Raw genomic sequence first — 23,380 nt, 5'->3', positions numbered from 1 at the left:
GTCGCGGAAGGTCTCCGCGGAGCCGACGTCGAGGAACGCCGGGGGCAGGCCGGACAGGTCCTCGGCGCGGGCCGGCGCGGCGTACGGCGACACGTCCGGCCCGCCGCGCCGGTCGCCGAGCAGCGCCGTCCACGCGGTCTCGTTGGCCGTGCGGTCCCAGGCGCCGACGCCCTCCATCTGGTGCGCGGACGGCGTGTCGTTGCGGTCGTCGAGCATCGGGGACATCAGCATCTGGGCCATCGGCCGCGGCTCGTCCCGGTCCCGCAGCAGCAGTGCCAGCGCGGCGGCGAGCCCTCCGCCCGCGCTGCCGCCGACGAGCACGATCCGCGCCGGGTCGCAGCCCAGTTCCCGCGCGTGTTCCGCCGTCCACAGCAGGCCCGCGTGCACGTCGTCGACCGGCGCGGGGTGCGGGTGCTCCGGCGCCAGCCGGTACTCCACCGACACCACGGCCGCCCCCACCTCCCGCGCCCACTCCAAGGCCGTGTTCACGCCGAGCCGGTTGTTCCCGAGAACCATGCCGCCGCCGTGCACGTGGTAGAGGAGGGGCCGGGGCGTGCCGGTGGCCGCCGCGGTGGGCCGGCAGATCAGCAGCGAGACGTCGGGCGCGCCCTCGGGCCCCGGCACGGTCCGCTCCGTCACCTCGAAGGCGCCGTTCATCGTCAGGTCCAGCCCTGCCAGGAGCTCGACGGCGGGACCCTGCCGGGCGGCCGCGATGTCCGCGGGCGAGAGTCCGGGTCCCAGCCCACCCCCGGCCTCCTCCAGGGCGGCGGCGAGCTCGGGGTCGAACGGGGGCGGGACCGGCGTCATGGCGTCTCCTCGCGCGGATCGCGGTGTGGGGCGGCTCGTACGGCCGTATGCGGCCCCGTACGACCGTCGTCCGGGCGCGCACGTGCCGCCGGGCACGGATGTGCCCTGTGCATGTACCCGTCCGGGCCCGGAACGCCGCGGACTTGCCAAGACCTCCCGCCGACCGGCGGGTGGTCACCGGCCGTTCCGCTCGGACACGGCGGCGTGGCTGGACATGGAGCGCACTCGAAGATCTAGCGTCGCAGGGGTCGATGAGGGTCGGAGACGTGGAACGGAGACGGGCATGCGGGTCGGTGTGCACATCAACCGGTTCGACAACGCGGGCGGTGCGCCCGCTCTCGGCGCGGAACTGGCCGCCGCCGGTCAGGCCGCCGAGGCGGCGGGAGTGAGCTGGCTGTCGGTCATGGACCACTACTTCCAGATGGAGTTCAACGGCGGCGCCGAGGACCCGATGCTGGAGGCCTACACCACGCTGGGCTTCCTCGCCGGCCACACCTCCACCGTGCGGCTCGGCGCCCTGGTGACGGGGGTGACGTACCGCCATCCCGGGCTGCTCGCCAAGATCGCCACCACGCTCGACGTGCTCTCCGGCGGCCGGGCCACGCTCGGCGTCGGGGCGGCCTGGTACGACCGGGAACACCTCGGACTGGGCGTGCCCTACCCGCCGCTCGCGGAGCGTTTCGAGCGGCTGGAGGAGACGCTGAGGATCTGTCTGCAGATGTGGGATCCGGACGACGACGGGCCCTTCGAGGGCACGCACTACCGGCTGGCCGAGACGCTGTGCGTGCCGCCGCCGGTGAGCTCGCCGCACCCGGAGATCATGATCGGCGGCGGGGGCGAGAGGAAGACGCTGCGCCTGGTCGCCCAGTACGCCGACGCCTGCAACCTGATCCCGGCCTCCCCGCAGGAGCTGCGGCACAAGCTGGACGTGCTGCGCGGGCACTGCGACAGCCTGGGGCGGGACTACGACGCCGTGCGCAAGACGTTCGTGTACACCGGGGACGCGGCGACGCAGGAGGACCTCGACGCCCTGCTGCGGGACCTGGAGGGCTATGTCGGGCTCGGTGTCGACACCGTGATCCTGGCTCCGCGCGTGGGCGACTCGGCCGGCTGGATCGACCGCTTCGCCACCCGTGCCGTCCGGCGCATCGCCGAACTGGACTGAGAGCGCGGCCGGTGGACTTGTCAGACGTTCACCGCTTGCGGGCTGATCGGCCGGTCGGCTGCTGAGGGCGGTCCGGGAACCGAGGTGGTGAAGGGTGCGGGTGGGGTCGGCTGTGGCGGCTGCCGCTGCTGCCGCTGGCCGAGCGGGTGCCGTAGCTGCCGGTCTGGGCGAGGTTCGCGCTGTCCATGGTGACGGTGACCGCGCGCTCCTGGCCGGGTTCGAATACGAACTCGGCCGGATCCGGCGTCTGCCAGTCGACGCCGCTGCCGCCGGAGTCGTGATCGGGCAGGTGTTCGGCGTCCGGTGCCCTCTCGAAGCCGCCTGTGGAGCCGCCGATCCGGTAGAGGCCGCAGGCGCTGCCGCACCGGTAGGAGGTCTGCGAGGAGTTGGGCAGCGGGCTCCATGTGCCGGCCGCCGGGTCGTGCTGGTAGCCCGCGTTGGTGAACGCCCCGCCGTCGGAGCCGCCGGAGACCAGCAGCCTGCCACCCGCGGTGGTGAACCCGGAGATCCACAGCGACTCGGGCATGTCGCTCAGCTTCGCCCAGCACGGCGGGTGCGGCGGCGGCCAGTGGTTCGGGGTTGGCCGCGACCTTGCTCCAGGTGTCCTGCTGCGGGTCGTGGACCTCGGTGGTGAGTGGCGACGTCAGACGGTCGTTGCGGCGGCGAGCATGTCGAGGGAGGTCTGCCACAGGCGGGCCGCGCTCTGAGGGTCCACGGCGTGGGCGGCCACTCCCCGGCGCACACCGGGGCGGTGCGGGCCGGCCTCGTTGCAGTCCTCGAAGTACCGGCCGGTTGCGCCCTCGACCAGAGGGGAGGCGGCGAGCAGCACCGAGGTCGCTGCACCCTGCTCGATGTTCTTCCAGGACACGTCGGTGCTGGCGGGGTCGAACGAGGCCGGGCTGTGGGAGATGTCGCCGATGTGGCGGCCGAGCCGGGTGCTGGTGATGCGGCCGGGGTTGAGGGCGTTGACGGCGATCAAGTCGGACGCCCAGCGGCGGCCCGCCTCAAGGGCGAACAGGACGTTGGCGGTCTTGGACTGGCTGTAGGCCGCCCACGGGTCGTAGGGGTGCCGCTGGAAGTTGATGTCGTCGAAGAGCACGTCGCCGTTGACGTGGCCGACCGAACTGACGGAGACCACGCGGGCACCGTGTGCCGCGGTCAGGGCGCTGTGCAGGCCGGTGGCGAGGGCGAAGTGGCCGAGGTGGTTGGTGGCGAACTGTATCTCCCAGCCCTCCCTCGTCCGCTGGAGCGGGGCGGCCATCACGCCGGCGTTGAGGACCAGGATGTGCAGCGGCCCCTGCCATGCCTCCACGAAGGCGCGCACCGAAGCCTGGTCGGCGAGGTCGAGCGGCGCGGCGTACACCGTGCCCGGGCCGCCGGCGGCAGTGATCTCCTTGGCGACCTGTGCGCCCGCGGCCAGGTCGCGGACGCCGATGGTCACCTCGGCGCCGGCAGCGGCCAGGGCACGCGCGGTCTCGCGTCCGATGCCGGAGGCGCCCCCGGTGACGATGGCACGCCGGCCACCGAGGTCGATGCCGGCCAGCACCTCGGCGGCGGTTGTCTGTGCACCGAACGGGGTCGTGATGAGGTTTTCGGTCATGAGGCTCTTCCAGAAAGACGGTGGAATGGGGCGGCGAGTGCACGGCCGGTGGCGTGGAGGCAGTGGGCCGCCGTAATCTCATATCCGGAATTGGTTCCGGTTCGAGTTCGACAGTAAGCGGAACTGGTTCCGGTTGCAAGTGTGGCACGAAGGGAGTCGTGAGTGACTGGCCACGAGGGGGACGCGGCGCGGCCCCGCAGGCCGCTGCGCGCGGACGCGCAACGCAACGAGGACCGGCTGCTGGAGGCGGCAGCGGCCGCCTTCGCGCGCGAGGGCGCGGGGGCCTCGGTCAAGGACGTCGCCCGCGCGGCCGGCGTCGGCGTCGGCACGCTCTACCGCCGGTTTCCGTCCAAGGAACTGCTGATCGAGGCGGTCTACCGCCAAGAAGTGCAGAGCCTGTGCGAAGCAGCACCGGACCTCACAGCCGCCCACCCGCCGGTGGACGCACTGCGGATGTGGATGGAGCGCTTCATCGACTTCATGGCCGCCAAACACGGCATGGCCGACGCACTGGCCGTGGTGCTGACCGATGACAGCGAGAAGCTGCACACCCGGGCTCTGCTCGCCGACGCCGTCACCCACCTGCTCAGCGCCGTGGAGGGCCAGGCACTGGCGCGGTCAGGGGTCAACGCCCAGGACGTGCTGATGGCCCTAGGTGGGATCAGCCTCATCGCCGCCAGCGAGGAACAGCGCGAGCTGGCCACCAGGCTCATCGACCTGCTCCTGCACGGCATCATCGCGGCATCGTGACGAGCTGACGCGACCAGACAACCTCCACGACGAACGCCCTGCCGGGGTGCTTGAGTTCCAGTGATCGTCGCGAGGCCCGAGCGATGCACGGGCGTTTGCCGTTCCCCCGGTTGCCCGCCCTCTTGTCGGATTGGTCTGAACCTGCCACGCTGCCCGCGCCACCTCCCGCGTCCCGTAGGCCGCTCCTTCTTCGGAGGCACGTATGCGTCACAGACTCCGCCACCGTCTGCTCGTCGCGCTCGGGTTGCTCGGTGCCCTGCTCGTCCCGCACGTTGCTTCCGCCTCGGCCGCGACCGGCACCCCGCCCCAGATCTACGGCGCCTGGCACTGTTCGAACGACGCCTGCGTCTGGGGCACCGTCCGCACGGTGGCCGAGTTCGACTCGCAGAACCACTGGCTGATCGACCGCGGGGACGGCCGGCCCTCCGTCAACCTGGTCGTGCTCAGTTTCGTCGAGCCCCTCAAACTGCTGCACGGCACGACCGACGCGACCACGCTGAACGGCGTGCCCAGGGGCATGACCAAGGACATCGTGCAGTACTTCACCTCCCACGGGATCCGCGTGATGCTCTCCATCGGCGGGATCACCTATACGGACTCGTGGGACAGCGCGCTCGCCGAGAATCCCACCCTGCTCGGACAGCGGGCCGCTGCCCTGGCGAGCGATCTGGGCGTCGGCATCGAGATCGATTACGAGCAGAACAGCGGCCCGAACCTCACCGGCCTGCAGTCCTTCATCGGTGCCTTCCGGGCCGCGCACCCCTACGACGCCACGGGGGCCGACCCGACGGCCCGCCTCACCATCGATGTCGCCGCCGGTGACCGGTGGCTGATCGACCTCGACCGCAAGGCCACCGCCGACTGGCTGCGCACGGACACCCCCGTGCTCGACTACGCCAACGCGATGGTGCCCTCCCGCCAGCCCTCGAAGAGCTCGGCAATTGCCAACTGGCAGGAGCACGTCGACGGCAAGCCGACGTACTCGCCGCCCGTGCCCCCGCTGGCACCGGCCAAGTTCACCGGGTCCGTCTACATCAGCGACCAGAGCAAGACGCTGCCCGAGTGCACGGACTTCGCGAACTCCCTGCAGAACTCCACCGGCTCGTTCACCCAGACCGTCGCCCCCAACGGTGCCGGCACCACCTCCGGCATGCTCGGCTACATGTTCTGGGCCGCCGAACGCCCCTCCACTCGGGGCACCGGCACGACCCCGCCCAACACCTGCGAAGGCGGCGTCGGCGCAGGCGCGACGGCCTACAACATCCCGCTTCCGATGCCGGCCCTGCGGCAGAGCTGAGACGAGGAGACACTTCCGCGCCGGCGGCCCGCTCCTATGGGGGAGGACCGCCCGGCCCTCATGTCCTTCCGAGTTCGGCGCCTGCACCGAAGCGGCCGAGTTCTTCAACGAACTGCCGGAGGGCGACCTTCAGGAGTACCTGCAGCCGTTCGAGGCCGGCCTGCTGATGGCGGCCGGACGCATGCTGGCCGTCTGCGCCTACCGCGACGCCACCCGCTACGCAGGCCGCCCCTTCGACCGCAGCGAAAAGGACGCCGCCGCCACGGTGCTGCAGTTGTTGCCGCAGGCCTGCGACGGCCAGGGCCACCCCTTCCGCCGGGATGCGTCGCGCGCCTTTGGGGACCTGTCCGAGGACCGCGCCGCCGGGCTCGCGCCTGTGCCGCGCGGCCAGGCCGAGACGTGGGCCTCTTGGGACCATGCTCGATGCCGCGCCCGGATGTGCGCCGCCGACGACGAGGAGCTGCCCGCGCTGGGCGTGAGCGTCCCCACCGGCCAGGACGAAGCCGCCTACCGGTCGCCCTACTTCGAGGAAGAGGCCAGGGCCTTCCTCATCGAGGACGCGAGTACACCATCCCCGAGGCCAGGACCGCCGACGACGGCGAGACCGATGACCCGGTACTGGAGCCGGACGGCGGCTGGGTGGTCACCGTGCCGTCATGGGCTCCGGTGCGTTGTGGGCGCGACGGTAGGCCAGTGGTGACAGACCCAGGTATGTGTGGAAGTGCTTGCGCAGGGCGACGGGGTCGCCGAAGCCGCAGGCGGTGGCGATCCGCGCGACGGTCAGGTCGGTGGACTCCAGCAGCAGGCGCGCGTGGGCCAGCCGCCGCTGTGCCAGCCACTTCAGCGGGCTGCTGCCCACCTCGCTGCGGAACCGCCTGGTGAAGGTGCGCACGCTCATGTGTGCGTGCCGGGCCATGTCCTCCAGTGTGATCGGCTCGGCGAGCCGGTCCAGCGCCCACTGCCGGGTCGCCGAAGTGGAACGGTCCGTGTCCTGCGGAACCGGGTGCTCAATGAACTGCGCCTGCCCGCCCTCGCGCCACGGCGCCACCACGCAGCGGCGCGCGGCGGCCGAGGCCACCGCCGCCCCGTGGTCCAGACGGACCAGGTGCAGGCACAGGTCGATGCCGGCCGCTCCGCCGGCGGACGTCAGGATGCGTCCGTCCCGGCAAAAGAAACAGTGAGACGGACATGAGCGAGGACAACATGAGCGAGCACATCATGCGGGCTGTCACCATTACGGAGTTCGGCGGCCCGCAGGTGCTGACCGCCGAGGAGGTTGCGCGCCCCGAGCCGCTGCCGACCGAGGTGCTGGTGCGAGTGCACGCCGCCGGCGTCAACCCGGTGGACTGGAAGACCCGCGAGGGTCAGGGCATGGCGGGGCTGCAGACGTTTCCGCTGATCCTTGGCTGGGACGTCTCCGGTGTCGTCGAGGAGGTCGGCTTCGGCGTCACCACCCTCGCGCCCGGCGACGAGGTGTACGGCATGCCGTGGTTCCCGCGCGCCGCCGGCGGCTACGCCGAGTACGTGACCGCACCGGCCCGCCAGTGGGCCCGCAAGCCGGCCACCCTGGACCACGTGCACGCGGCCGCCGTGCCGCTGGCGGCGCTGACCGCCTGGCAGACCGTGGCCGACACCGCCCACGTACAGGCCGGCCAGCGCGTCCTGATCACGGCCGCCGCCGGCGGGGTCGGCCACTTCGCGGTCCAGTTCGCCCGGCACCTGGGCGCCCACGTGATCGCCACCGCCAGCGCCGCACGCCACCCCTGGCTCAAGGAGCTCGGCGCCGACGAGACCATCGACTACACCACCACCCGCTTCGAGGACGCCACCAAGGACATCGACGTCGTCATCGACCTGGTGGGCGACGCCCATGACCAGACCAGCACCCGCTCGCTCAAGGTCGTGCGCCCGGGCGGCCTGCTGGTCGCCGTCCCGGCCGGTGTCTCCCCGGAACTGGCCCAGGCCGCCGAGGCCGCCGGAGTGCGGGTCACCCCGTACCTGGTCGAGCCGGACGGCGCGGCGCTGACCACGATCGCAGGCCTGATCGACACCGGCGAGGTCGCCGTCGAGGTGGAGGGAACCTTCCCGCTCGAGCAGGCGGGCACGGCGCACGCCCGCGTAGAGGCCGGCCGCACCCGCGGCAAGATCGTCCTCACCGTCGCCAACTGACGACCCTCGCGAGGAGTTCGGAGTAGCACCGTGTATTACGAGATCCGCCGCTACCAGGCCCAACCCGGACGCCGCGAGGAGTGGGTGCGCTACATGGAGGACGTGGTCATCCCGTTCCAGGCCTCGCTGGGCATGGACGTGACCGCCTCCTTCGTCGATGCCCAGGATGAGGACGCCTACGTGTGGATTCGCCGGTTCGAGGACGAGGCCCAGAGCGAGACCCTGTACTCGGCCGTCTACCAGCACGACCGCTGGAAGAACGAGATCGGGCCGGTCGTCTACGGCCTGCTGATCCCCGAGAAGTCCGTCGTCACCCGCGTGGTCCCCACCCCGGCCTCACCGCTGCAGTGACTTGGCCCGGCCGCTTCCCGCCACCGCACAGCACCGCAACAAAGGAACCTTCATGACACCGCCAGCGCCGTGAAATCCGTCCCGCCGACCGCCTCGCTTCCAACCCACTCACTCCGCCGACCCCACCCACCGCCCCGGCAGGCCTTACTGGTTCGTCTTCGGAACACCTACAGGATCAGCGTGTGCACCCAGGAGGCGGTCCACACTGGTCGTCCCTCCAGCCATGCGCGCCTGGCCCCTCGTCGAGCCAGGTCGAGAGCTTGGTCTGCCGGTGGGGGCCGAGGCGGCAGTCGTGGACAGAGGGACTCTTGGACTGCAGCGCCCCGTGTCCGCATTCGTGCCGGTCCCAGCGGCGCAGTACCCAAGCAGCCTGGCCAGGGGGCGCGGCGGAATGCACGTGTCGGCAGGCGACTGGTCGGCCAGGGGCTGTGGGCCTCTGATCACGTCCGGCCGACCGCTTCCTGATCGGCCACGGTGGCCTCCGGCTCCGCGAGCGGATCCGCACCGTCGGCCGGAAGGGCCTCCGCAGCCGTGGACCGGCGGGTGAGGCGGCGGGCCAGCGGTTCGGTGTAGCGGGCGGTGAGCGGGCCGAGGACGACGAGGATCAGCACATACGCCGTGGCCATGGGGCCGAGTGAGGGCTCGATTCCGGAGGTGACGGCGAGCCCGGCGATGACGATGGAGAACTCACCCCGCGCGACCAGCGTGCCGCCGGCCCGCCAACGGCCCTTGGCGGAGATCCCGGCGCGCTTCGCGGCCCAGTAGCCGGTGGCGATCTTCGTCACGGCGGTGACGACCGCCAGGGCTAGTGCGGGCACCAGCACCGGCGGAATGCTCGACGGGTCGGTGTGCAGGCCGAAGAAGACGAAGAACACCGCGGCGAACAAATCCCGCAGCGGAGCGAGCAGATGGTGGGCGCCCTCCGCGACCTCGCCGGAGAGCGCGATGCCCACCAGGAACGCGCCCACGGCGGCCGACACTTGCAGTTGCTGCGCGATGCCCGCGACCACCAGGGTCAGGCCCAGCACCACCAACAGCAGCTTCTCGGAGTCGTCGCTGGAGACGAACCGCGAGATGTGCCGGCCGTAGCGCACCGCCACCAGCAGCACCAGGCCCGCGACCCCGAGCGCGATGGCCAGTGTGAGGCTGCCCGCCGCCAGACCGGCACCGGCCAGCAGCGCGGTGACGATCGGCAGATAGACGGCCATGGACAGGTCCTCCAGCACCAGGATGCTGAGGATCACCGGGGTCTCCCGGTTGCCGAGTCGCCCCAGGTCACCGAGGACCTTGGCGATGACCCCGGACGAGGAGATCCAGGTGACGCCGGCCAGGACCACGGCCGCCACCGGTCCCCAGCCCAGCAGCAGGGCCATGGCGGCGCCAGGCAGTGCGTTGAGCGCGGCGTCGACGAGCCCAGCCGGGTACTGGGTCTTGAGGTTGGAGACGAGATCGCTGGCGGTGTACTCCAGCCCGAGCATGAGGAGCAGCAGTACGACGCCGATCTCGGCGCCGATGGCGACGAACTCCTCGCTGGTGCCGAGGGGATAGAGCCCGCCCTTCCCGAAGGCGAGCCCGGCCAGCAGATAAAGAGGTATGGGTGAGAAATGGAAGCGCCCGGCGAACCGGCCGAGCAGCCCCAGACCGAGGATGATCGCACCGAACTCGATCAGGAACACCGCGGAGTCGTGCACGTCGGCTTCACTCCCGCCCGAGTATCGCGGCGGCCGCGTCGACGCCCTCGCGGGTGCCGATGACGATGAGCGTGTCGCCGCCGGCGAGGCGGAAGTCGGGCGCGGGGGAGGGGACCGCCTCGGCACGGCGCAGTACGGCCACGATGGACACACCGGTCTCGGTGCGCATCCGCGTCTCACCCAGCAACCGGCCGTTCCAGTACGACGTGGCGGTCAGCTCGACCCGCTCGGCCACCAGCCCCAGGTCGGTGGTGGACAGCAGGTTCGGACTGTGGTGCGACGGCATCAGCGCGTCGATGAGCGCCGCCACCTCCCCCGAGGACAGGCGCACCGACAGGGCACAGGCGTCGGGATCGTCCTGGGCGTAGGCGCTCAGGATCCGCGAGCCGTCCCGGTGCGCGACCACGGAGAGCCTGCGTTGTTCTCGTGTGGTGAGGTCGTAGCGGACCCCGATCCCTGGCAACGGCGTGCTGCTCATGCGTGGAGCCCCCACGGTTGTCTCCCTGTCTCGTTAGACGGTTTCTTTGTTATTTCTTTGCCGATACCTTAACGAAAGCCCGTCCGAGGCCGATGGGCGGTTCCGGCCGGGACCGGGTCGTGGGCTGATCCGGGCGCGGTTGCCTCGGTGCCGGAGGGTGGCGCGGGGCGGGCGGGGAGGCGCCCACGCATGATCGAGTGGGTGTCCCTCGGTATGAGTCCGAGACCCTTCCCCCCGCTCGTGGCCACGCCCCCACGCATCACTTGGAACGCTGAACGCGCCAGCGCCTCACCGTGGGCAAATCGTTGACATGACGGGCCTGACCTCAGGACCGGCCAGATGGCTGGTGGCCTGTCTCCAACGAGCGGCCGTTCTCGACCAGCTCACCGGCTCCGAGCCGCGACGGGAAGCCTGACTAGGAACTTCAACGCCGCCGTCACGTCGACGTTCGGCGATGCCCTGCGCAAGGCGATCGGCGGGGGAGAAGCGTGGATCAGCCCCGTCACCGAGGCCTCCGGAACGGACGCCACGATCGATGTCCCGCTCGCCTTCAAGGACGAGATCTGGGTGCGCAGCCACTATGACGCGATCGCGGCGCACCTCCCGGACGTGCCCGCACCCCGACGAGCTCGGAAGGTCCGAATGGTGTCGTGTTCCAGGTCGGGAGGGCGTGATGCAAGAGCCGCGCCCCCTGGCGGCGGTGCTCTCATCCGGCGTCGCGCGCCGGTTCCGTCAACTGCCGCCAGGTCCGCACCAGTTGGCTGAACTCCTTGACCTGGACGAGTACGTGGTCGCGGGCGGCGTTCTCCGCCGTCTCGGCGTCGCCGCGGGTGATGGCGTCGGCGATCTCGCGGTGCTCGGCCAGGGAGCGGCGCATGCGGTCCGGGACGCGCAGCTGCAGTCGCCGGTACGGCTGCAGGGCTCGCTTGAGCGCGTGGGCCTGCTGTCGCAGGTACTCGTTGCCACAGGAGTCGTAGACGATGCCGTGGAACCGGGCATTGGCGTAGTAGTAGCGGTCCGCGTCGCCGACCGCCGCGTGGCTCTCGCACTCCTGCAGGGCGCGTTCGAGGTCGTCCAGCGCCTCCCGGTCGATCCGGCGGGCGGAGAGCCGCGCCGCCATCCCCTCCAGCTCGGCCATGACCTCGAAGCGCTCGGCCAGCTCGGAGACGCTCAGCTCGGTGACGTACGTGCCCTGCTTGGGGCGGATCTGGACGAGTCCGGAGCGCTCCAGGGCCTGGAGGGCTTCCCGGATCGGCGTGCGAGAGCAGCCGAACTCCTGCTCGAGCCGCGCAGGATCCAGACGTTCGCCAGGACGGTAGTGGCCGTCGACGACAGCGTTCTCGAGTGCGTCGCGAACGCGCTGGGATTCCGGGACCCGGGCCATGTGCACCTCCGAGCGATCAGGTTATCCGGGCGTGCAGGGGGTGGTGCACGAGCCTCGATGTGTCCTACGGTGGCCCTGTTATATATATCGTCCATCGTCCTGGATTTAAACCAGGAGCGACACCAGAGGCGAGCGAGACCAGGGGCGTATGGAAGGTGCGGACATGGAACGTCACGACGGCTGGCTGCTGACCGACCTGTTCCAGGCTCTCGGGCGGCGGCGTGGCGCGGATCCGGCGGCCGGAGAGCCGTTGGACTCCCCGCTGGACCAGCTGCTCGCCGCCTGCGAAGTCCTGATGAGCGACGTGGGTGAAGCCTCGATGCGCGCGGTCGCGGCCAGGGCTCTCGCCGCCTACGACGAGCTCGACGACGACGGCAGGCGGGCCTTCTTCAGCCACATCACCCAGACATACGGCGCCGACGCCGATCAGGTCCGTGCCGCCTTCCGCCGCTGGGAGGACGCCCGCGGAGCCGGGTCCCGGGGCGAGGAGGAGCTGGTCCGGCTCTTCGACGTGGTCGAGCCGGCCCGCCAGCAGCTGCTGCGCCGGATGAACCACGCACCCGACGCCACGCTCGCCCTGGTCGAGATGCGCGCGGACCTGCGCCGGCTGATGCACCGGCACCCTGAGCTGCGGCCCCTCGACCATGACTTCCACCACCTGCTCACCTCCTGGTTCAACCGCGGCTTTCTCCACATGGCGGAGGTCACCGGGGAGGCTCCGAAGGAGCTGCACCAGCACCTGATGCGGGGCGAGAAGGTCCACCCGATGCAGAGCAGTGCCGAGCTCCGCCGTCGCTTGGAGCCGGAGGACCGTGCTGTCTATGCGTTCTTCCATCCGGCCACCGGGGAGGTACCGCTGATCTTCGTGGAGGTCGCTCTGGTGCGCGGCCTGCCGGACCGCATCGCTCCGCTGCTGGAGCCCGGCCCGGCGCTCAGCCCTTCGGACGCGGACACGGCGGCGCTCTACTCGATCAACAACGCCCTGGACGGCCTGGCCGGAGTCTCCTTCGGCAGCTTCCTCATCAAGCAGGTCATCGAGCAGGTGGGCGAGCAACTGCCCCACCTGAGGCAGTTCGTCACGCTCTCGCCCCTCCCCGGATTCCGGCGCTGGCTCGGTGAGCAGGCCGGACGGAACGCCGAGCTGGGGCTGCTCGTCCGTGAGCTGGACGCCCTGGAGGGGCCGGCGGACCTCGGTGCGGCGGACGTCGAACGGATCCGTGCCCGGCTCCTTCCCGCCCTGGCCCGGTACATCGCGGTCGAGCGGCGCGAGGACGGACGCCCCCTCGATCCGGTCGCCCGCTTCCACCTGGGTAACGGGGCCGCCGCCTGGCAGTTGAACTGGCCGGCGAACAGCTCGGCCGAAGCCTGGCGGCAGTCGTACGGCGCGATGATCAACTACCGCTACGAGCCGGGGCAGCTGGAGCGCCGGCACGAAGACTTCGTCCGCCGCGGCGCCGTCGCCCTCGGCGGACCGATGCGCGACGCCTTCCCCGCGGCCGCGGAGGCGCCCCGTGCCAGGGACGCCTTCACCGCCTCCACCGCCTCAAACGATCGATGAGAGAGGAACACCCCTGATGGCACCACCCTTCACCACCATCTACCGGTCCTTCGCCGAGCAGGTGGAGCGGCAGCCGGACAAGGCGCTCTTCGAGCTGCCCGACGGTCGGCAGATCACCTACCGCGAGACGGCGCGGACCGTGGGGCGGATCGCCGCCCGGCTCGTCGCCGACGGTGTCACCCCCGGTGACCGGGTCGCCATGCAGGTGGACAAATCCCCGGAGGCCATCGCGCTGTATCTGGCGACGCTGCAGATCGGCGGTGTCTTCCTGCCACTCAACACCGCGTACACCGGTGCTGAGATGGAGTACTTCATCGGCGACGCCCGGCCGCGCGTGCTGGTCTGCTCCCCGGAGCGGCGGGCCGACCACGCGCACCGCGAAGGGGAGGACCTGGTCGTCGAGACCCTCGGCACCAAGGGCGACGGCACCCTGCTGGAGGGCGACGGCCGCCACGACGAGGTCGTCGACGCGTCGGCCGACGACCCGGCGGCGATCCTCTACACCTCGGGCACCACCGGACGCTCCAAGGGCGCGGTGCTGACCCACGGCAACCTCGCCTCCAACTGCCAGGCACTGCTGGAAGCCTGGCAGTTCACCGACCAGGACCGGCTGATCCACGCCCTGCCGATCTTCCACGTCCACGGGCTTTTCGTCGCCGCGAACATGACCCTGGCGGCCGGTGCCTCCATGTACTACCTGCCGAAGTTCGACGTGGAGACGGTCGTGGAGCTGCTGCCCCGGGCCACGGTGCTCATGGGCGTGCCCACCTTCTACACCCGGATGGTGAGGAACGACCGGCTCACTCCGGAGGCCTGCGCTTCGATGCGCCTGTTCGTCTCCGGCTCGGCCCCGCTGCTCGCGAGCGACCACGAGACCTTCGAGGCCCGTACGGGTCACGCCATCCTGGAGCGCTACGGGATGACCGAGACCGGTATGAACACAACCAACCCCTACGAGGACGGCCCGCGCAAGCCCGGCACCGTCGGCAAGCCGCTGCCCGGCACGGAGATCCGGGTGGTGGACGGCGAGACCGGACAGGTGCTGCCCGACGGTGAGATCGGCAGCATCGAGGTCCGCGGCCCCAACGTCTTCAGCGGGTACTGGCAGCTGCCCGAGAAGACGGCGGCCGAGTTCCGTGCGGACGGCTTCTTCATCACCGGTGACCTGGGCCGCATCGACGAGGACGGTTATCTGTGCATCGTCGGCCGGGGCAAGGACCTGGTGATCTCCGGCGGCTACAACATCTACCCGAAGGAGATCGAGGCACTGCTCGACGCCCACCCCACGGTGCTGGAGTCCGCCGTGATCGGTGTCCCGCACCCGGACTTCGGGGAGACGGTCGTGGCCGTCGTCGTCCCGGCGCCGGGCCAGGAGCCCCAGGAGACCGAACTGCTGAAGTTCATCGCCGGCGACCTCGCCCGGTTCAAGCACCCGCGCGCCGTGCGCGTCGTCGACGCGCTGCCGCGCAACGTGATGGGGAAGGTGCAGAAGGCCGAGCTGCGCAAGCGTTACCAGGACCTGTTCGTGGGCTCGAACGCCTGATCCGTAAGCGCGGACAGACACCAGGACCGCGAATCGGCCGCGCCAGCGGCGCACGGTGTCCACATGCAGGTGGATTTCAGCGGCGATCCAGGCGTTGCTGCGGCCTCGTGCTGCCAGGAGCACGATCGTCGCCCGCTGGCGTGCCTGGTGCGGGGTCTTGTGGCCGTAGGCCATCTTCTTGAGCCGGTGGCGCTCGGCAGCGGTCAGTTCCAAGGGCACGGCGGAGCACACGGGCATGGAAGAAGAGCGGCCCATCTATCCGTGGTGGAGAACGAAGTGACGGGGCCGGCTTCCCGCACGGGCCGTCGGCTCGCCCGGGCCACAGCCTGAGCATTGGACCCGGTGAACCTTCCAGGTCAGAGCCAAATTACTCGTCAGGCGTTGGAGTGAACACCGATGCCACCGGAGACGGTGAGGTTGTCGCCGGTGATGTAGCCGGCGGCGTCCGAGGCGAGGAAGGCCACGGCTTCGGCGATGTCGGCGGGAGCGCCCACGCGGCCGAGCGGGACGTCCCGGGCCCAGGAGTCGATCACTTCCTGGGAGACACCCATCTTGCTGTAGACAGGGGTGTTGATCATTCCCGGGCTGACCGCGTTGACGCGGATGCGGCGGGGGGCGAGTTCGAGCGCGAGGGACCGCATGAGAGGCAGCAGAGCGCCCTTGGCCGCTGTCATCGCAGCCCCGAGCACTTCGGCGGCACCCACGGTGAACACGACCGAGGCGCCATCGTTGAGGAGGGGCAGCGCCTTTTGCAGGGTGAAGAAGTTTCCCTTGACGTTGATGTCGAACAGGGCGTCGAAGGCGTCTTCGTCGGTTGATTCGATCGGGCCGGGGCGGGAGATGCCCGCGTTGAGGAAGAGCAGGTCGAGGGAGCCGAGTTGCCGGCGCGCCTGGTCCATCGCCTGGTCGATGTCCGGCAGGGACCGTGCGTCGGCCCGGACAGCCGTGACGTCTTCGGGAAGTCCGGCGTCGGCGACATTGCCGAGGCCGGTGACCATGACGCGGTAGCCGCGGGAGTGAAGCAGTTCGGCCGTCGCTTTGCCGATGCCGCTGGTTCCACCAGTGATCAACGCTGTGGGTGCATGCATCTGCGCTCCTTTGCATACTTTTGGGCGGGAAGCTCTGCCCTGTGGGGCAGTGGGCGGTGCTGCGGCGCCACCCTGGCAGCGTACGGCAGCCTGACAGTGACTGCCAATCGGTTAGTGACTGTCGGCCTGGCAGTGCTGGGCTAGTCTGGTGACATGAAGCAGGAAGCCAAGTCAGCGACGGGCGCACCGACCACACTGTGGGACCGGACACGGCAGCTGGCTTCCCAAGAGATCCTCGAGACGGCGCTGCGCCTGTTCACCGAGCAGGGCTATGACGAGACGACCATCGCCCAGATCGCCCGAGAGGCCGGCGTCTCCCAGCGCACCCTCTTCCGCTACTTCGGCACCAAGGAGGACCTCCTCGGCGGCGGCCAGGACCGGTTCGGGCAAGTCCTGATGGACACGATCAGCGAACAGCCTGCCGATGCCGGTGTCTGGGAGGTCCTGCGCGCAGGGGTTGCTGCCGTACTGGCCTTGCACGACAGCCGAGAACAGGCCCTGGAGCGGTTCCGCCTCCTGCACAACACCGCCTCGCTGCGTGCCGGTTGGCTCGAAAAGCGACTGCGGTTCCAGGAGAACCTGCTGCCGCTCATCGAGACCCGTATAGACGCAGCTACCGGCAACGAGGGTGCGAAGTCCCGCGCGGTGATCGCGACGGCGTTCGCATGCCTGGATGCCGCATCGATGACTTGGGTCGCCAACGGCGGCAAGGGCGAAATCATGGACCTATACGACGAGTGCATGACTGCGGTGCGCGGCTGAGACGCAGCGGCCAACCAGCCCGGAAACCGTGGACGGAAACTGGGCACATCCGCTGCCACGGACCGGGTCCACAAATCACCCGCTGTTGCCGAGTCACTGGCGAGACCGGCTCTCCTTCACGGCGGTCCACGTCGATCAGGGGCATGCTCAGGTACTTCACGTCGGACTGGGGGCCATCGACCAGCACTGAGATTTGCACGACCTGCTTCCGCTGCAAGAGGCACGCGCCGATGTTGAGTCCGCTTCGCAATGAAGGGCCAGGCGTAACGGTGGGAGGAGTGCTACCGGCTGGCTCAGTCGATACGTCCAGCACGGCAAGAGGGCTGACGGTTCCCTGTGCCGCCGCCTGCCTCGCACGCATCTGGCGGCCGGTGTGTAGTACCGGGCGTCCGCCGTGCTTCCCCGAGATGAGCAGTTCACGCGGCCATCTCCTCGACGGGACGCGACGCCCGGCCGTCGAGCGGGAAGCCAGAGTCATGGAGGCTCTGTGCGTCTGTCTCGACGTCGAGCCGGAACGAGAGCGCCAGACCCTCCCGGATGGCGCGGGAGCCCGCGAGAGCGCCACCAGCGAGTACCTATAGAGAGCCAATCCGAGGGGCGGTTGTTGCAGGCTCCGAGCTGCGACGGTGGGCACCTGCCAGTCGGAGGGGCGAACTGCCCTCACTTACTGGTGGGAGAACGATCTTGGTTCGTTGCTGGCGATCCGGCGTGACAGCGGTTACTCGACTGTCAGACCCTCGGCCTACCGTCTCTGCATGGACATGAACAACCCGCAAGACGTAGGCGCAGCGTTCGCGGCACAGATGCTCGGCTTCACGATCAGCGAGGAGCCGCCCCCGCCCGACTCGCCCCTCGGCCGAGTGCGCGCCTTCACTGCCCGGTACGGCGAGGATGCACTGAGACCTGAACATGTACAGGCAGCCATCGAGGGTCGGCCGCTCCTGCCCTTCGAGTGAACCCCGGACACGACAGAGCCCCTGCCCCTCACCTTCGGGGGACAGGGGCCCTCGGCTTGCCGGGCTCAGGGCGTCAGGGTCTGTCGCAGGAACTCGGCCGTCTCCTTCGCCTCGGGATCGAGAGACAGGCGTTCACCTCTCAGCCGGGCAACCTCGATCGTGTCGGCGACGGCCCGGCATAGGTAGTGCACGGCCATGCGCAGCTCTGCACCAGACGCGCTCACGTCCTCGGCGAGGGCCGTTGCTCGGGAGGCGTCCACTTCGGCCGTGACCAACATGCTCTCTTCCATTGCGTCGGCCGTCGCAGCGATGAGCGAGGGACCGTCGCCGGTCGACAAGTACGCAGCCTTCCCGTCCTCGGTCCACGGGAGGCGCCGGAGGTGAGAGGGGCCCGGTCGGCTGTCGGTCTCGCTCACGCGGCCACCTCCTCGACTCGGCCCTGTCGGGCCTGCTCCTCGAACGCCAGCAAGTACGCCCGGACGAGTGAGACTTCTTCACCGTCGATCACGTACCGGGGAGGTGTCGGCGCCTGTCGCTTGACGGCCGGCCGGACAGGTGTGCGCTGCATCCGGTGCCGACCTCGGCCGCGGCGGAACAGGGCCAGTAGTGTGCGCATGGGTCGACTCCTCGACAGTCGGTCCGAAGGGTCCTCGGGGCGCTGCATGCCTCGGGGACCCCTTGTCGTTGTGCGCCCACAGAATAGCCGCGTCATGCTGCGTCTGTCTGCGTCATAGCGCAGCCCGCCCGAGCGGGCTCCTGTCTACCGCCGCAGCATGGGTGCATGACAGAGAGCGCAGGACTCCCGCTGTACCGGTGGCAGGAGATCGCCCAGGACATCGCCGAGCAGATCCGCACGGACAGGTTCCCCGTGGGCGCTCGGCTCCCTGGCGAACGGCTGCTCTGCGAGGAGTACGGCGCCGCCCTCGGAACGATCCGCCGAGCCGTGCGGGAACTGAAGGAGCAGGGCTTGATCGGTGTCGTACCGGCCAAGGGGACGTACGTCCTACGGAAGCCGCAAGACAACAACGAGACCCCGCCTGCCAGTGAGTGACAGACGGGGTCTGGTTACGGAGGGTCGACGGCCGACTGAGCGGAGAGTGGTCGGTCAGGCCGTCATCGCCGGGCGCTCCCTGAGCGCTTCGTAGAAGTTCCTCGGCATGGTGAGCTCGACCCTTGCGAAGGTGCGCCGGAACAATCCCTCGCTCTCTCGGAGGGTGACCAGCGGGAGCGTCGCGGGAAGCTCCTCGCCTGGACGATGGCGCGAACGCCAGCCTCCCCGGAGTTCCTTGTTCTTGTTGGCAACCTCGCTCAGCCGCTCGAACCGCTCCCGCCTCCCATCAGGAAGGGGAGGATTCAATTGGTGTCGGCGGCTCTTGTTGAGAGCGCGATGGACCGCCGGGCGGCGCACGGTCTTAGCGTGCGCGGCCCGGCGGCCGGTCAGTTGGCCTCGGCCGGGACCGGGGCGAGGGAACGGGACCGTACGATCAGCTGGGCGACGGCCGTGACCACCAGGTTCGGGACGAGGGCGATGAGCCCGGTGTCGACCGTGCCGACGTCCACGCCTCCGAAGGTGAGCCAGACCAGGACGCCGACGCCGGTCAGGATGCCGAGCAGCGCGGGTACCGCGTCCAGACGGACCTTCTTCGCCAGGCCCATGACGATCGCCGGGGCGAGCTGGGTGAGGCCCCCGTAGGTGAGCAGCAGCAGGTCGGACAGGAGCCCGGGCCTGGTCAGGCCGAGTACGAGGGCGAGGCCGGCGGCCGCGACGACGCACAGGTGGTTGGTGCGCAGCTGCGCGCGTTCGTTGCGGACGCTGAGCAGGTTGCGGGACAGCAGGCTGGAGATGCCCACGACGATGGCCGCGGACGGCACCATCGCCGCCGAGGCAGCGGCGACCGCGACGATGCCGACGAGCCAGCCGGGCAGGGTCTGGCCCGCGAGGGTCAAGGCGACGCCGTTCGCGGGGGAGCCCGGCTTCACCAGCAGGATTCCGGCGAACCCGACGATCACGGGGATGCCGAGCGCGATCTGGTAGAGCGGCAGCCAGACCGCGTTCTTGCGCAGCGCGCGCCCGCTGCCGGCGGCGAGAACCGGCGGCCACAGGTGGGCCATGGTGCCGAGTCCGCCGCCGAGGCCGGAGATGATGACGGCGGTGACGAAGAATGTGGCGTCGTAACCGTCCTGATGGAAGGTCAGGAGGTTCGGATGGCTGTTCCGTACGGTCTCGAACAGGCCGCCGATGCCGCCGTTCACGGACAGTGCCACGCCGACGATCAGCACCACGAGCCCGACGATCATCAGGGCGTCCTTGAGGTAGGCGACGCGCGCGATGCCGCGGATGCCGGACCACAGGACGAAGGCGACGGTGAGGACGGTGGCGAGCACCATGCTCAGGTTGCCGCCCGTACGGCTGCCGGTGGCGAGCTGCACGATCAGCCCGAGTCCGGTGATCTGGAGCTGGAGGTACGGCAGCAGGAAGACGGCGCCGACGACGGCGACGACCTTGCCGAGCAGGGGGCTGCGGAAGCGGTCGGCGAAGAAGTCGGCCTGCGTCAAGTAGCCGCCCTTGCGGCCTAGTTCACGCATGCGGGGCGCGGTGAAGTACTGCAGGACGAAGTTGATCGCGAGATAGCACAGCGCGAAGGCCGCGGCGACGCCGCCGCCGAAGGCGATGCCGGCGAGACCGAGGAAGCTGAAGGTCGTGAAGGCCTCGCCCGCCTGCAGGAACCAGGTGGTGAAGGTGGAGAACTTGCGCTTCCCCACGGTCCATTCGCCGAATTCCCCGCGGCTCGGCCGGCGCCCGCTCATGCCGACGACGGCGATGGTGACGATGCCGACCAGGGTGATGGCCATGGTGGTGTTCACGCGGCGACCTCCTCGTACTCGTCGCGCGTCACGTGGTCGTCCTCGTCGGTGTGGTGGGCGAAGTGCTCGACGAGCGCGAGCGAAGCCGTCGTACCCACCGTCCACAGCATGCACCAGGCAAGGACGGAGGGGATGCCGAACCAGAGGTGCGGGCCGTTGACGAAGGGCAGGAACGGTGTACTGAGGAAAGCCACTACGGGCACGACGGCCCAGAGCACGTGCGGTTTTCTCATCGGGGCTCCATACGGTTACGGGAGGGAGGGGCGACGGCGTCCGTGCCCGGTGGCGGCCTCGTAGGCGGCACCGGTCTGGAGCACGGTCCTCTCGGCGCGGGGTGGGCCCACGATCTGGAGGCCGACGGGAAGCCCGGCTGGAGTGAAGCCGGCGGGGACGGAGAGGGCGGGTGAGCCCAGAACGGTGATGAAGTACGCGGAGCGCATCCAGTCGAGGTAGGTGTGCTGCGGCTCCCCGTCGATGTCGGTGGGGTACTCCGACTCGACGGCGAACGGGGTGACCTGGCTGACCGGGGCGATCAGCACGTCGTACCGCTCGAAGAAGGCGGTGGCGGCGAGGTGGATGCGGGTGTGCCCGGTGGTGGCACGGGCGAGGTCGGCGCCGGTCAGGCGCCGCCCCTCCTCGATGTTCCAGACGAGGCTGGGCTTCAGGGACGCGCGGTCGCTGTCGAGCAGCGCGCCGAGGCCGAGGTTGAACTCGTGGGCGCGCAGTGTGCGGAACACGTCCTCGGCACCGTCCAGGTCGGGGCAGTCCTCGACGACGACGCAGCCGAGGTCCTCGAAGACCTTGGCCTGGCGTTCGAAGACGTCGCGCACGTCGCGGTCGACGGGGACCCGGCCGCCGAGGTCGGGGGCGAACGCGACGCGCAGCCCGGCGGTGTTCCGCCCGAGCGGCGCGCGGAAGCCGGCGCCCGGCTCGTCGAGGGAGATCGGGACGCGTGGGTCGGGCCCGGCCATGACGGACAGCAGCAGTGCGGTGTCGGCGACGGTGCGGCCCATGGGCCCGGCGACGCCGAGGGTGTCCCAGAGGTTGCCGGAGGGGTGTGAGGGGACGCGGCCGGGGGTGGGGCGCAGGCCGACGACGTTGCAGAAGGACGCCGGGTTGCGCAGCGAGCCGCCCATGTCGCTGCCGTCGGCGAGCGGCTGGAACCCGGCGGCGAGCGCGGCCGCCGCCCCGCCGCTGCTGCCGCCTGCGGACCGGGTCATGTCGTACGGGTTCCGGGTCGCGCCGAAGACGGGGTTGAAGGTGTGCGAGCCGGCCGCGAACTCGGGGACGTTGGTCTTGCCGATGCGGATGGCGCCCGCGCCCTGGATGCGCTGCACGAGGAGTTCGTCCTCGTGCGGGACGTGCTCGGCGAAGAGCGGCGAGCCGTGCGTGGTGCGCATGCCGCGGGTGAGGTGGGTGTCCTTGAAGGCGATGGGCAGGCCGTGCAGCGGGCCGAGCTCCTCGCCGCGCGCCTGCCGCTCGTCGGCGGCGGCAGCAGCGGCCAGCGCGCCCTCCGGGTCGAGGGTGACGATCGCGTTGACGGCGGGGTTGTGACGCTCGATGCGGTCGAGGTGGGCCTGGACGACCTCGCGGGCCGAGAGTTCCCCGCGGCGGATGCGGGCCGTGAGGTCGACGGCGTCGAGCACGCAGATCTCGTCCCGGCCGGGGACGGCGGCGCCGGATGCGGCGGATTCGACGGATTCGGCGGAGCTTGGGGCGACGGAGCCGGGAGCAACGGGCATGGCAGTCCTAGGGCAGCAGACAAGGTGGGCGTCGCTGCGGTGATGCTGGTCCGGCCGGTGGCCGAGGCGCGACGCGTGTGGTGCACCACACTGAAGCCGCTGACCCTTTCAGTCAATAGGTGGGTCCTAGTGAAGTTTTAAGACGCGTTAGCGCCGATGTTGAAGATTTCAGTCGCGTTACGAAGGGTTGCGACCGGTGCCCGGGAACTCGACACCACTGCGCTTGAACGACTCGACGACCAGATGGGACTGCACGGCCTCCACGTGCCGCACCCACGGCGAGGCGGTGAGGAACGCGTGCAGCGCGGCCTTCGACGGCTGCGTCACGTCGACCAGGAGCTGATGCTCACCCATCACGACGGCCGCATACCGCACGAGCGGCGACTCGACGAGCAGCCGGCCCACCTTCTCGACCTCGTCGGGCCTCACCTTGATCCACAGCAGCGCCTCGACCGGCAGGCCGAGCAGCGCGGGCTCGACGGCGGCCCGGATGCTCACGAGGCCTTCCCTCGTCAGGGTCTCCACGCGGCGCCGCGCGGTCGCCACGGACACCCCGGCGACGGCCGCCAGGTCCTCGTGCGTGCGCCGCCCGTCCTCGGCGAGCGCCCCCAGGATCGCCAGCTCCTCCGGTCCGACCTCGATGTCCGGGAGCGCGAGCTCGTCGACGATCCCGGACGGTCCCCCGAGCGCCTCGACCTCCCCGGCGTCCAGGATCCCGGGCGACCACTCGTGCACCGTGCGGAAATACCGCAGAACCGGTGACACGCTCTGCGAGACGAGCCCCGGCAGCGCGGGCACCTCGTCGAACATCAGCGACGTCAACCGGCCCGGCGGACACTGCAGTTCGGCCACGCAGTCCACCGGCCCGGCGAGCGCGTACGAGAAGATGCAGTCCGCGCGCCGAGCCGCCGCCACGGCCGCGTCCCGCACGGCGCCCGGCCGGCACGTCATCCGCAGGATCACGGTCTCACCCCGCACGACAAGCCCGCGCACGGCGACGTCCCCGCTCTCCAGCAACCGCAACCCGCGCCGCGCCACCTTCCGCTCGGGTTCCCCGAGGGCCGCCGCGATCCGCCGCCACGAGGCCCGCCCATCGATCTGCAGAGCGGCGACGATCCGCCGGTCGAGCCCGTCGAGAGGGCCACCGTGCGCGCCGGCGGATCGTCGCCGCTCT

The 23,380-nt window shown here is 70.3% G+C and carries 25 protein-coding genes and 2 pseudogenes; 11 read left to right on the top strand and 16 right to left on the bottom strand.

Annotation, left to right across the window (positions count from 1 at the left end; all coding sequences use genetic code 11):
• Positions 1–807 (bottom strand): alpha/beta hydrolase fold domain-containing protein (locus BZY54_RS24835; RefSeq protein WP_086727545.1); only part of this gene is annotated, 807 nt, incomplete at its 3' end.
• A 283-nt stretch (positions 808–1,090) separates the two neighbouring features.
• Between BZY54_RS24835 and BZY54_RS24830 the strand changes: the two genes are divergently transcribed.
• Entirely contained in the window at positions 1,091–1,972 is an 882-nt protein-coding gene (locus tag BZY54_RS24830) for an LLM class F420-dependent oxidoreductase (RefSeq protein ID WP_086727544.1), read from the top strand.
• A 28-nt stretch (positions 1,973–2,000) separates the two neighbouring features.
• Here the strand turns inward: BZY54_RS24830 and BZY54_RS24825 are convergent, their stop codons facing one another.
• A complete protein-coding gene (locus BZY54_RS24825; RefSeq protein WP_086727543.1) occupies positions 2,001–2,498 on the bottom strand; it encodes a kelch repeat-containing protein in 498 nt (165 codons plus the stop codon).
• 117 nt (positions 2,499–2,615) lie between these two features.
• On the bottom strand, positions 2,616–3,572 hold the full coding sequence (locus BZY54_RS24820; RefSeq protein ID WP_086727542.1) for an SDR family NAD(P)-dependent oxidoreductase: 957 nt from the start codon (positions 3,570–3,572) through the stop codon (positions 2,616–2,618).
• Between the two features lie 162 nt (positions 3,573–3,734).
• Between BZY54_RS24820 and BZY54_RS24815 the strand changes: the two genes are divergently transcribed.
• Complete coding sequence (locus tag BZY54_RS24815) at positions 3,735–4,322, top strand: TetR/AcrR family transcriptional regulator (RefSeq protein WP_208640748.1); 588 nt, start codon at positions 3,735–3,737, stop codon at positions 4,320–4,322.
• Positions 4,323–4,524: 202 nt separating this feature from the next.
• The gene (locus tag BZY54_RS24810) at positions 4,525–5,619 is read left to right on the top strand and encodes a glycoside hydrolase family 18 protein (RefSeq protein ID WP_107419804.1); all 1,095 of its coding nucleotides are present in this window, start codon (positions 4,525–4,527) and stop codon (positions 5,617–5,619) included.
• 58 nt (positions 5,620–5,677) lie between these two features.
• Here the strand turns inward: BZY54_RS24810 and BZY54_RS51000 are convergent, their stop codons facing one another.
• Both BZY54_RS51000 and BZY54_RS24800 read right to left on the bottom strand, forming a co-directional pair.
• Positions 5,678–5,926 carry a hypothetical protein gene (locus tag BZY54_RS51000; RefSeq protein WP_086727541.1) on the bottom strand — a complete coding sequence of 83 codons (249 nt, stop codon included), beginning with the start codon at positions 5,924–5,926 and terminating at the stop codon, positions 5,678–5,680.
• A gap of 336 nt (positions 5,927–6,262) precedes the next feature.
• A pseudogene (locus BZY54_RS24800) lies at positions 6,263–6,790 on the bottom strand (GlxA family transcriptional regulator); the annotation flags it as partial.
• 32 nt (positions 6,791–6,822) lie between these two features.
• On the opposite strand from BZY54_RS24800, the gene BZY54_RS24795 reads away from it, so the two are divergent.
• The gene (locus BZY54_RS24795; protein ID WP_086727549.1) at positions 6,823–7,788 is read left to right on the top strand and encodes an NADP-dependent oxidoreductase; all 966 of its coding nucleotides are present in this window, start codon (positions 6,823–6,825) and stop codon (positions 7,786–7,788) included.
• Between the two features lie 30 nt (positions 7,789–7,818).
• A complete protein-coding gene (locus tag BZY54_RS24790) occupies positions 7,819–8,139 on the top strand; it encodes an NIPSNAP family protein (RefSeq protein WP_086727540.1) in 321 nt (106 codons plus the stop codon).
• Positions 8,140–8,579: 440 nt separating this feature from the next.
• Here BZY54_RS24790 and BZY54_RS24780 read toward each other — a convergent pair whose 3' ends face one another.
• Both BZY54_RS24780 and BZY54_RS24775 read right to left on the bottom strand, forming a co-directional pair.
• A complete protein-coding gene (locus BZY54_RS24780) occupies positions 8,580–9,830 on the bottom strand; it encodes a cation:proton antiporter (RefSeq protein ID WP_086727539.1) in 1,251 nt (416 codons plus the stop codon).
• A 7-nt stretch (positions 9,831–9,837) separates the two neighbouring features.
• The gene (locus BZY54_RS24775; RefSeq protein ID WP_086727538.1) at positions 9,838–10,308 is read right to left on the bottom strand and encodes a cation:proton antiporter regulatory subunit; all 471 of its coding nucleotides are present in this window, start codon (positions 10,306–10,308) and stop codon (positions 9,838–9,840) included.
• 339 nt (positions 10,309–10,647) lie between these two features.
• On the opposite strand from BZY54_RS24775, the gene BZY54_RS55545 reads away from it, so the two are divergent.
• Positions 10,648–11,073 carry an amino acid synthesis family protein gene (locus tag BZY54_RS55545; protein ID WP_086727537.1) on the top strand — a complete coding sequence of 142 codons (426 nt, stop codon included), beginning with the start codon at positions 10,648–10,650 and terminating at the stop codon, positions 11,071–11,073.
• On the opposite strand, the gene BZY54_RS24765 is transcribed toward BZY54_RS55545, so the two are convergent.
• Positions 11,015–11,692: a GntR family transcriptional regulator gene (locus BZY54_RS24765; RefSeq protein ID WP_086727536.1), complete on the bottom strand. Its 678-nt coding sequence runs from the start codon at positions 11,690–11,692 to the stop codon at positions 11,015–11,017. The genes BZY54_RS55545 and BZY54_RS24765 overlap by 59 nt on opposite strands.
• Positions 11,693–11,855: 163 nt before the next feature.
• Between BZY54_RS24765 and BZY54_RS24760 the strand changes: the two genes are divergently transcribed.
• Together BZY54_RS24760 and BZY54_RS24755 are read left to right on the top strand one after the other, a co-directional pair.
• Complete coding sequence (locus BZY54_RS24760) at positions 11,856–13,250, top strand: malonyl-CoA decarboxylase domain-containing protein (protein ID WP_086727548.1); 1,395 nt, start codon at positions 11,856–11,858, stop codon at positions 13,248–13,250.
• A gap of 16 nt (positions 13,251–13,266) precedes the next feature.
• Positions 13,267–14,793 (top strand): malonate--CoA ligase, encoded by a 1,527-nt coding sequence (locus BZY54_RS24755; RefSeq protein ID WP_086727535.1) that lies wholly within the window; start codon positions 13,267–13,269, stop codon positions 14,791–14,793.
• Between the two features lie 42 nt (positions 14,794–14,835).
• Here BZY54_RS24755 and BZY54_RS53525 read toward each other — a convergent pair.
• Together BZY54_RS53525 and BZY54_RS24745 are read right to left on the bottom strand one after the other, a co-directional pair.
• Positions 14,836–14,967: pseudogene (locus BZY54_RS53525) on the bottom strand (helix-turn-helix domain-containing protein); the annotation flags it as partial.
• Between the two features lie 200 nt (positions 14,968–15,167).
• Positions 15,168–15,881 carry an SDR family NAD(P)-dependent oxidoreductase gene (locus BZY54_RS24745; protein WP_086727534.1) on the bottom strand — a complete coding sequence of 238 codons (714 nt, stop codon included), beginning with the start codon at positions 15,879–15,881 and terminating at the stop codon, positions 15,168–15,170.
• 153 nt (positions 15,882–16,034) lie between these two features.
• Here BZY54_RS24745 and BZY54_RS24740 point away from each other — a divergent pair, with 153 nt between their 5' ends.
• Both BZY54_RS24740 and BZY54_RS24735 read left to right on the top strand, forming a co-directional pair.
• Positions 16,035–16,643, top strand: a complete 609-nt coding sequence (locus BZY54_RS24740; protein WP_086727533.1) for a TetR/AcrR family transcriptional regulator — start codon at positions 16,035–16,037, stop codon at positions 16,641–16,643.
• Between the two features lie 755 nt (positions 16,644–17,398).
• On the top strand, positions 17,399–17,599 hold the full coding sequence (locus tag BZY54_RS24735) for a hypothetical protein (RefSeq protein WP_086727547.1): 201 nt from the start codon (positions 17,399–17,401) through the stop codon (positions 17,597–17,599).
• Between the two features lie 65 nt (positions 17,600–17,664).
• Here BZY54_RS24735 and BZY54_RS24730 read toward each other — a convergent pair whose 3' ends face one another.
• Both BZY54_RS24730 and BZY54_RS24725 read right to left on the bottom strand, forming a co-directional pair.
• Positions 17,665–18,015, bottom strand: coding sequence for a hypothetical protein (locus BZY54_RS24730; protein WP_086727532.1), 351 nt, complete (start codon positions 18,013–18,015; stop codon positions 17,665–17,667).
• The gene (locus BZY54_RS24725; protein ID WP_086727531.1) at positions 18,012–18,215 is read right to left on the bottom strand and encodes a hypothetical protein; all 204 of its coding nucleotides are present in this window, start codon (positions 18,213–18,215) and stop codon (positions 18,012–18,014) included. Before BZY54_RS24725 ends, BZY54_RS24730 begins: the two co-directional genes overlap by 4 nt.
• Before the next feature lie 165 nt (positions 18,216–18,380).
• Here BZY54_RS24725 and BZY54_RS24720 point away from each other — a divergent pair, with 165 nt between their 5' ends.
• A complete protein-coding gene (locus BZY54_RS24720; RefSeq protein WP_086727530.1) occupies positions 18,381–18,650 on the top strand; it encodes a GntR family transcriptional regulator in 270 nt (89 codons plus the stop codon).
• Positions 18,651–19,036: 386 nt separating this feature from the next.
• On the opposite strand, the gene BZY54_RS24715 is transcribed toward BZY54_RS24720, so the two are convergent.
• The 4 genes from BZY54_RS24715 to BZY54_RS24700 form a co-directional block, all read right to left on the bottom strand.
• On the bottom strand, positions 19,037–20,464 hold the full coding sequence (locus BZY54_RS24715; protein WP_086727529.1) for a sodium:solute symporter family protein: 1,428 nt from the start codon (positions 20,462–20,464) through the stop codon (positions 19,037–19,039).
• Positions 20,461–20,697: a hypothetical protein gene (locus BZY54_RS24710; RefSeq protein ID WP_143668109.1), complete on the bottom strand. Its 237-nt coding sequence runs from the start codon at positions 20,695–20,697 to the stop codon at positions 20,461–20,463. The genes BZY54_RS24715 and BZY54_RS24710 overlap by 4 nt, the downstream gene beginning before the upstream one ends.
• A 15-nt stretch (positions 20,698–20,712) precedes the next feature.
• Entirely contained in the window at positions 20,713–22,206 is a 1,494-nt protein-coding gene (locus BZY54_RS24705) for an amidase (RefSeq protein ID WP_086727527.1), read from the bottom strand.
• A gap of 177 nt (positions 22,207–22,383) precedes the next feature.
• Positions 22,384–23,380 (bottom strand): Lrp/AsnC family transcriptional regulator (locus BZY54_RS24700; protein ID WP_425276312.1); only part of this gene is annotated, 997 nt, incomplete at its 5' end.

It is taken from the genome of Streptomyces carpinensis (assembly GCF_002154505.1).
Taxonomy (GTDB): domain Bacteria; phylum Actinomycetota; class Actinomycetes; order Streptomycetales; family Streptomycetaceae; genus Streptomyces; species Streptomyces carpinensis.
This window is presented reverse-complemented; position numbering and strand designations above follow the sequence as displayed.

Bases quoted from the DNA above. Each gene is read 5' to 3' on its own strand.
- BZY54_RS24775 (WP_086727538.1), bottom strand. From the start codon at position 10,308: ATGAGCAGCACGCCGTTGCCAGGGATCGGGGTCCGCTACGACCTCACC.
- BZY54_RS24745 (WP_086727534.1), bottom strand. From the start codon at position 15,881: ATGCATGCACCCACAGCGTTGATCACTGGTGGAACCAGCGGCATCGGC.
- BZY54_RS24710 (WP_143668109.1), bottom strand. From the start codon at position 20,697: ATGAGAAAACCGCACGTGCTCTGGGCCGTCGTGCCCGTAGTGGCTTTC.
- BZY54_RS24740 (WP_086727533.1), top strand. From the start codon at position 16,035: ATGAAGCAGGAAGCCAAGTCAGCGACGGGCGCACCGACCACACTGTGG.
- BZY54_RS24810 (WP_107419804.1), top strand. From the start codon at position 4,525: ATGCGTCACAGACTCCGCCACCGTCTGCTCGTCGCGCTCGGGTTGCTC.
- BZY54_RS24705 (WP_086727527.1), bottom strand. From the start codon at position 22,206: ATGCCCGTTGCTCCCGGCTCCGTCGCCCCAAGCTCCGCCGAATCCGTC.
- BZY54_RS24735 (WP_086727547.1), top strand. From the start codon at position 17,399: ATGGACATGAACAACCCGCAAGACGTAGGCGCAGCGTTCGCGGCACAG.
- BZY54_RS55545 (WP_086727537.1), top strand. From the start codon at position 10,648: ATGGCTGGTGGCCTGTCTCCAACGAGCGGCCGTTCTCGACCAGCTCAC.
- BZY54_RS24720 (WP_086727530.1), top strand. From the start codon at position 18,381: ATGACAGAGAGCGCAGGACTCCCGCTGTACCGGTGGCAGGAGATCGCC.
- BZY54_RS24820 (WP_086727542.1), bottom strand. From the start codon at position 3,572: ATGACCGAAAACCTCATCACGACCCCGTTCGGTGCACAGACAACCGCC.
- BZY54_RS24830 (WP_086727544.1), top strand. From the start codon at position 1,091: ATGCGGGTCGGTGTGCACATCAACCGGTTCGACAACGCGGGCGGTGCG.
- BZY54_RS24795 (WP_086727549.1), top strand. From the start codon at position 6,823: ATGAGCGAGCACATCATGCGGGCTGTCACCATTACGGAGTTCGGCGGC.
- BZY54_RS24825 (WP_086727543.1), bottom strand. From the start codon at position 2,498: ATGCCCGAGTCGCTGTGGATCTCCGGGTTCACCACCGCGGGTGGCAGG.
- BZY54_RS24765 (WP_086727536.1), bottom strand. From the start codon at position 11,692: ATGGCCCGGGTCCCGGAATCCCAGCGCGTTCGCGACGCACTCGAGAAC.
- BZY54_RS24725 (WP_086727531.1), bottom strand. From the start codon at position 18,215: ATGCGCACACTACTGGCCCTGTTCCGCCGCGGCCGAGGTCGGCACCGG.
- BZY54_RS24760 (WP_086727548.1), top strand. From the start codon at position 11,856: ATGGAACGTCACGACGGCTGGCTGCTGACCGACCTGTTCCAGGCTCTC.
- BZY54_RS24755 (WP_086727535.1), top strand. From the start codon at position 13,267: ATGGCACCACCCTTCACCACCATCTACCGGTCCTTCGCCGAGCAGGTG.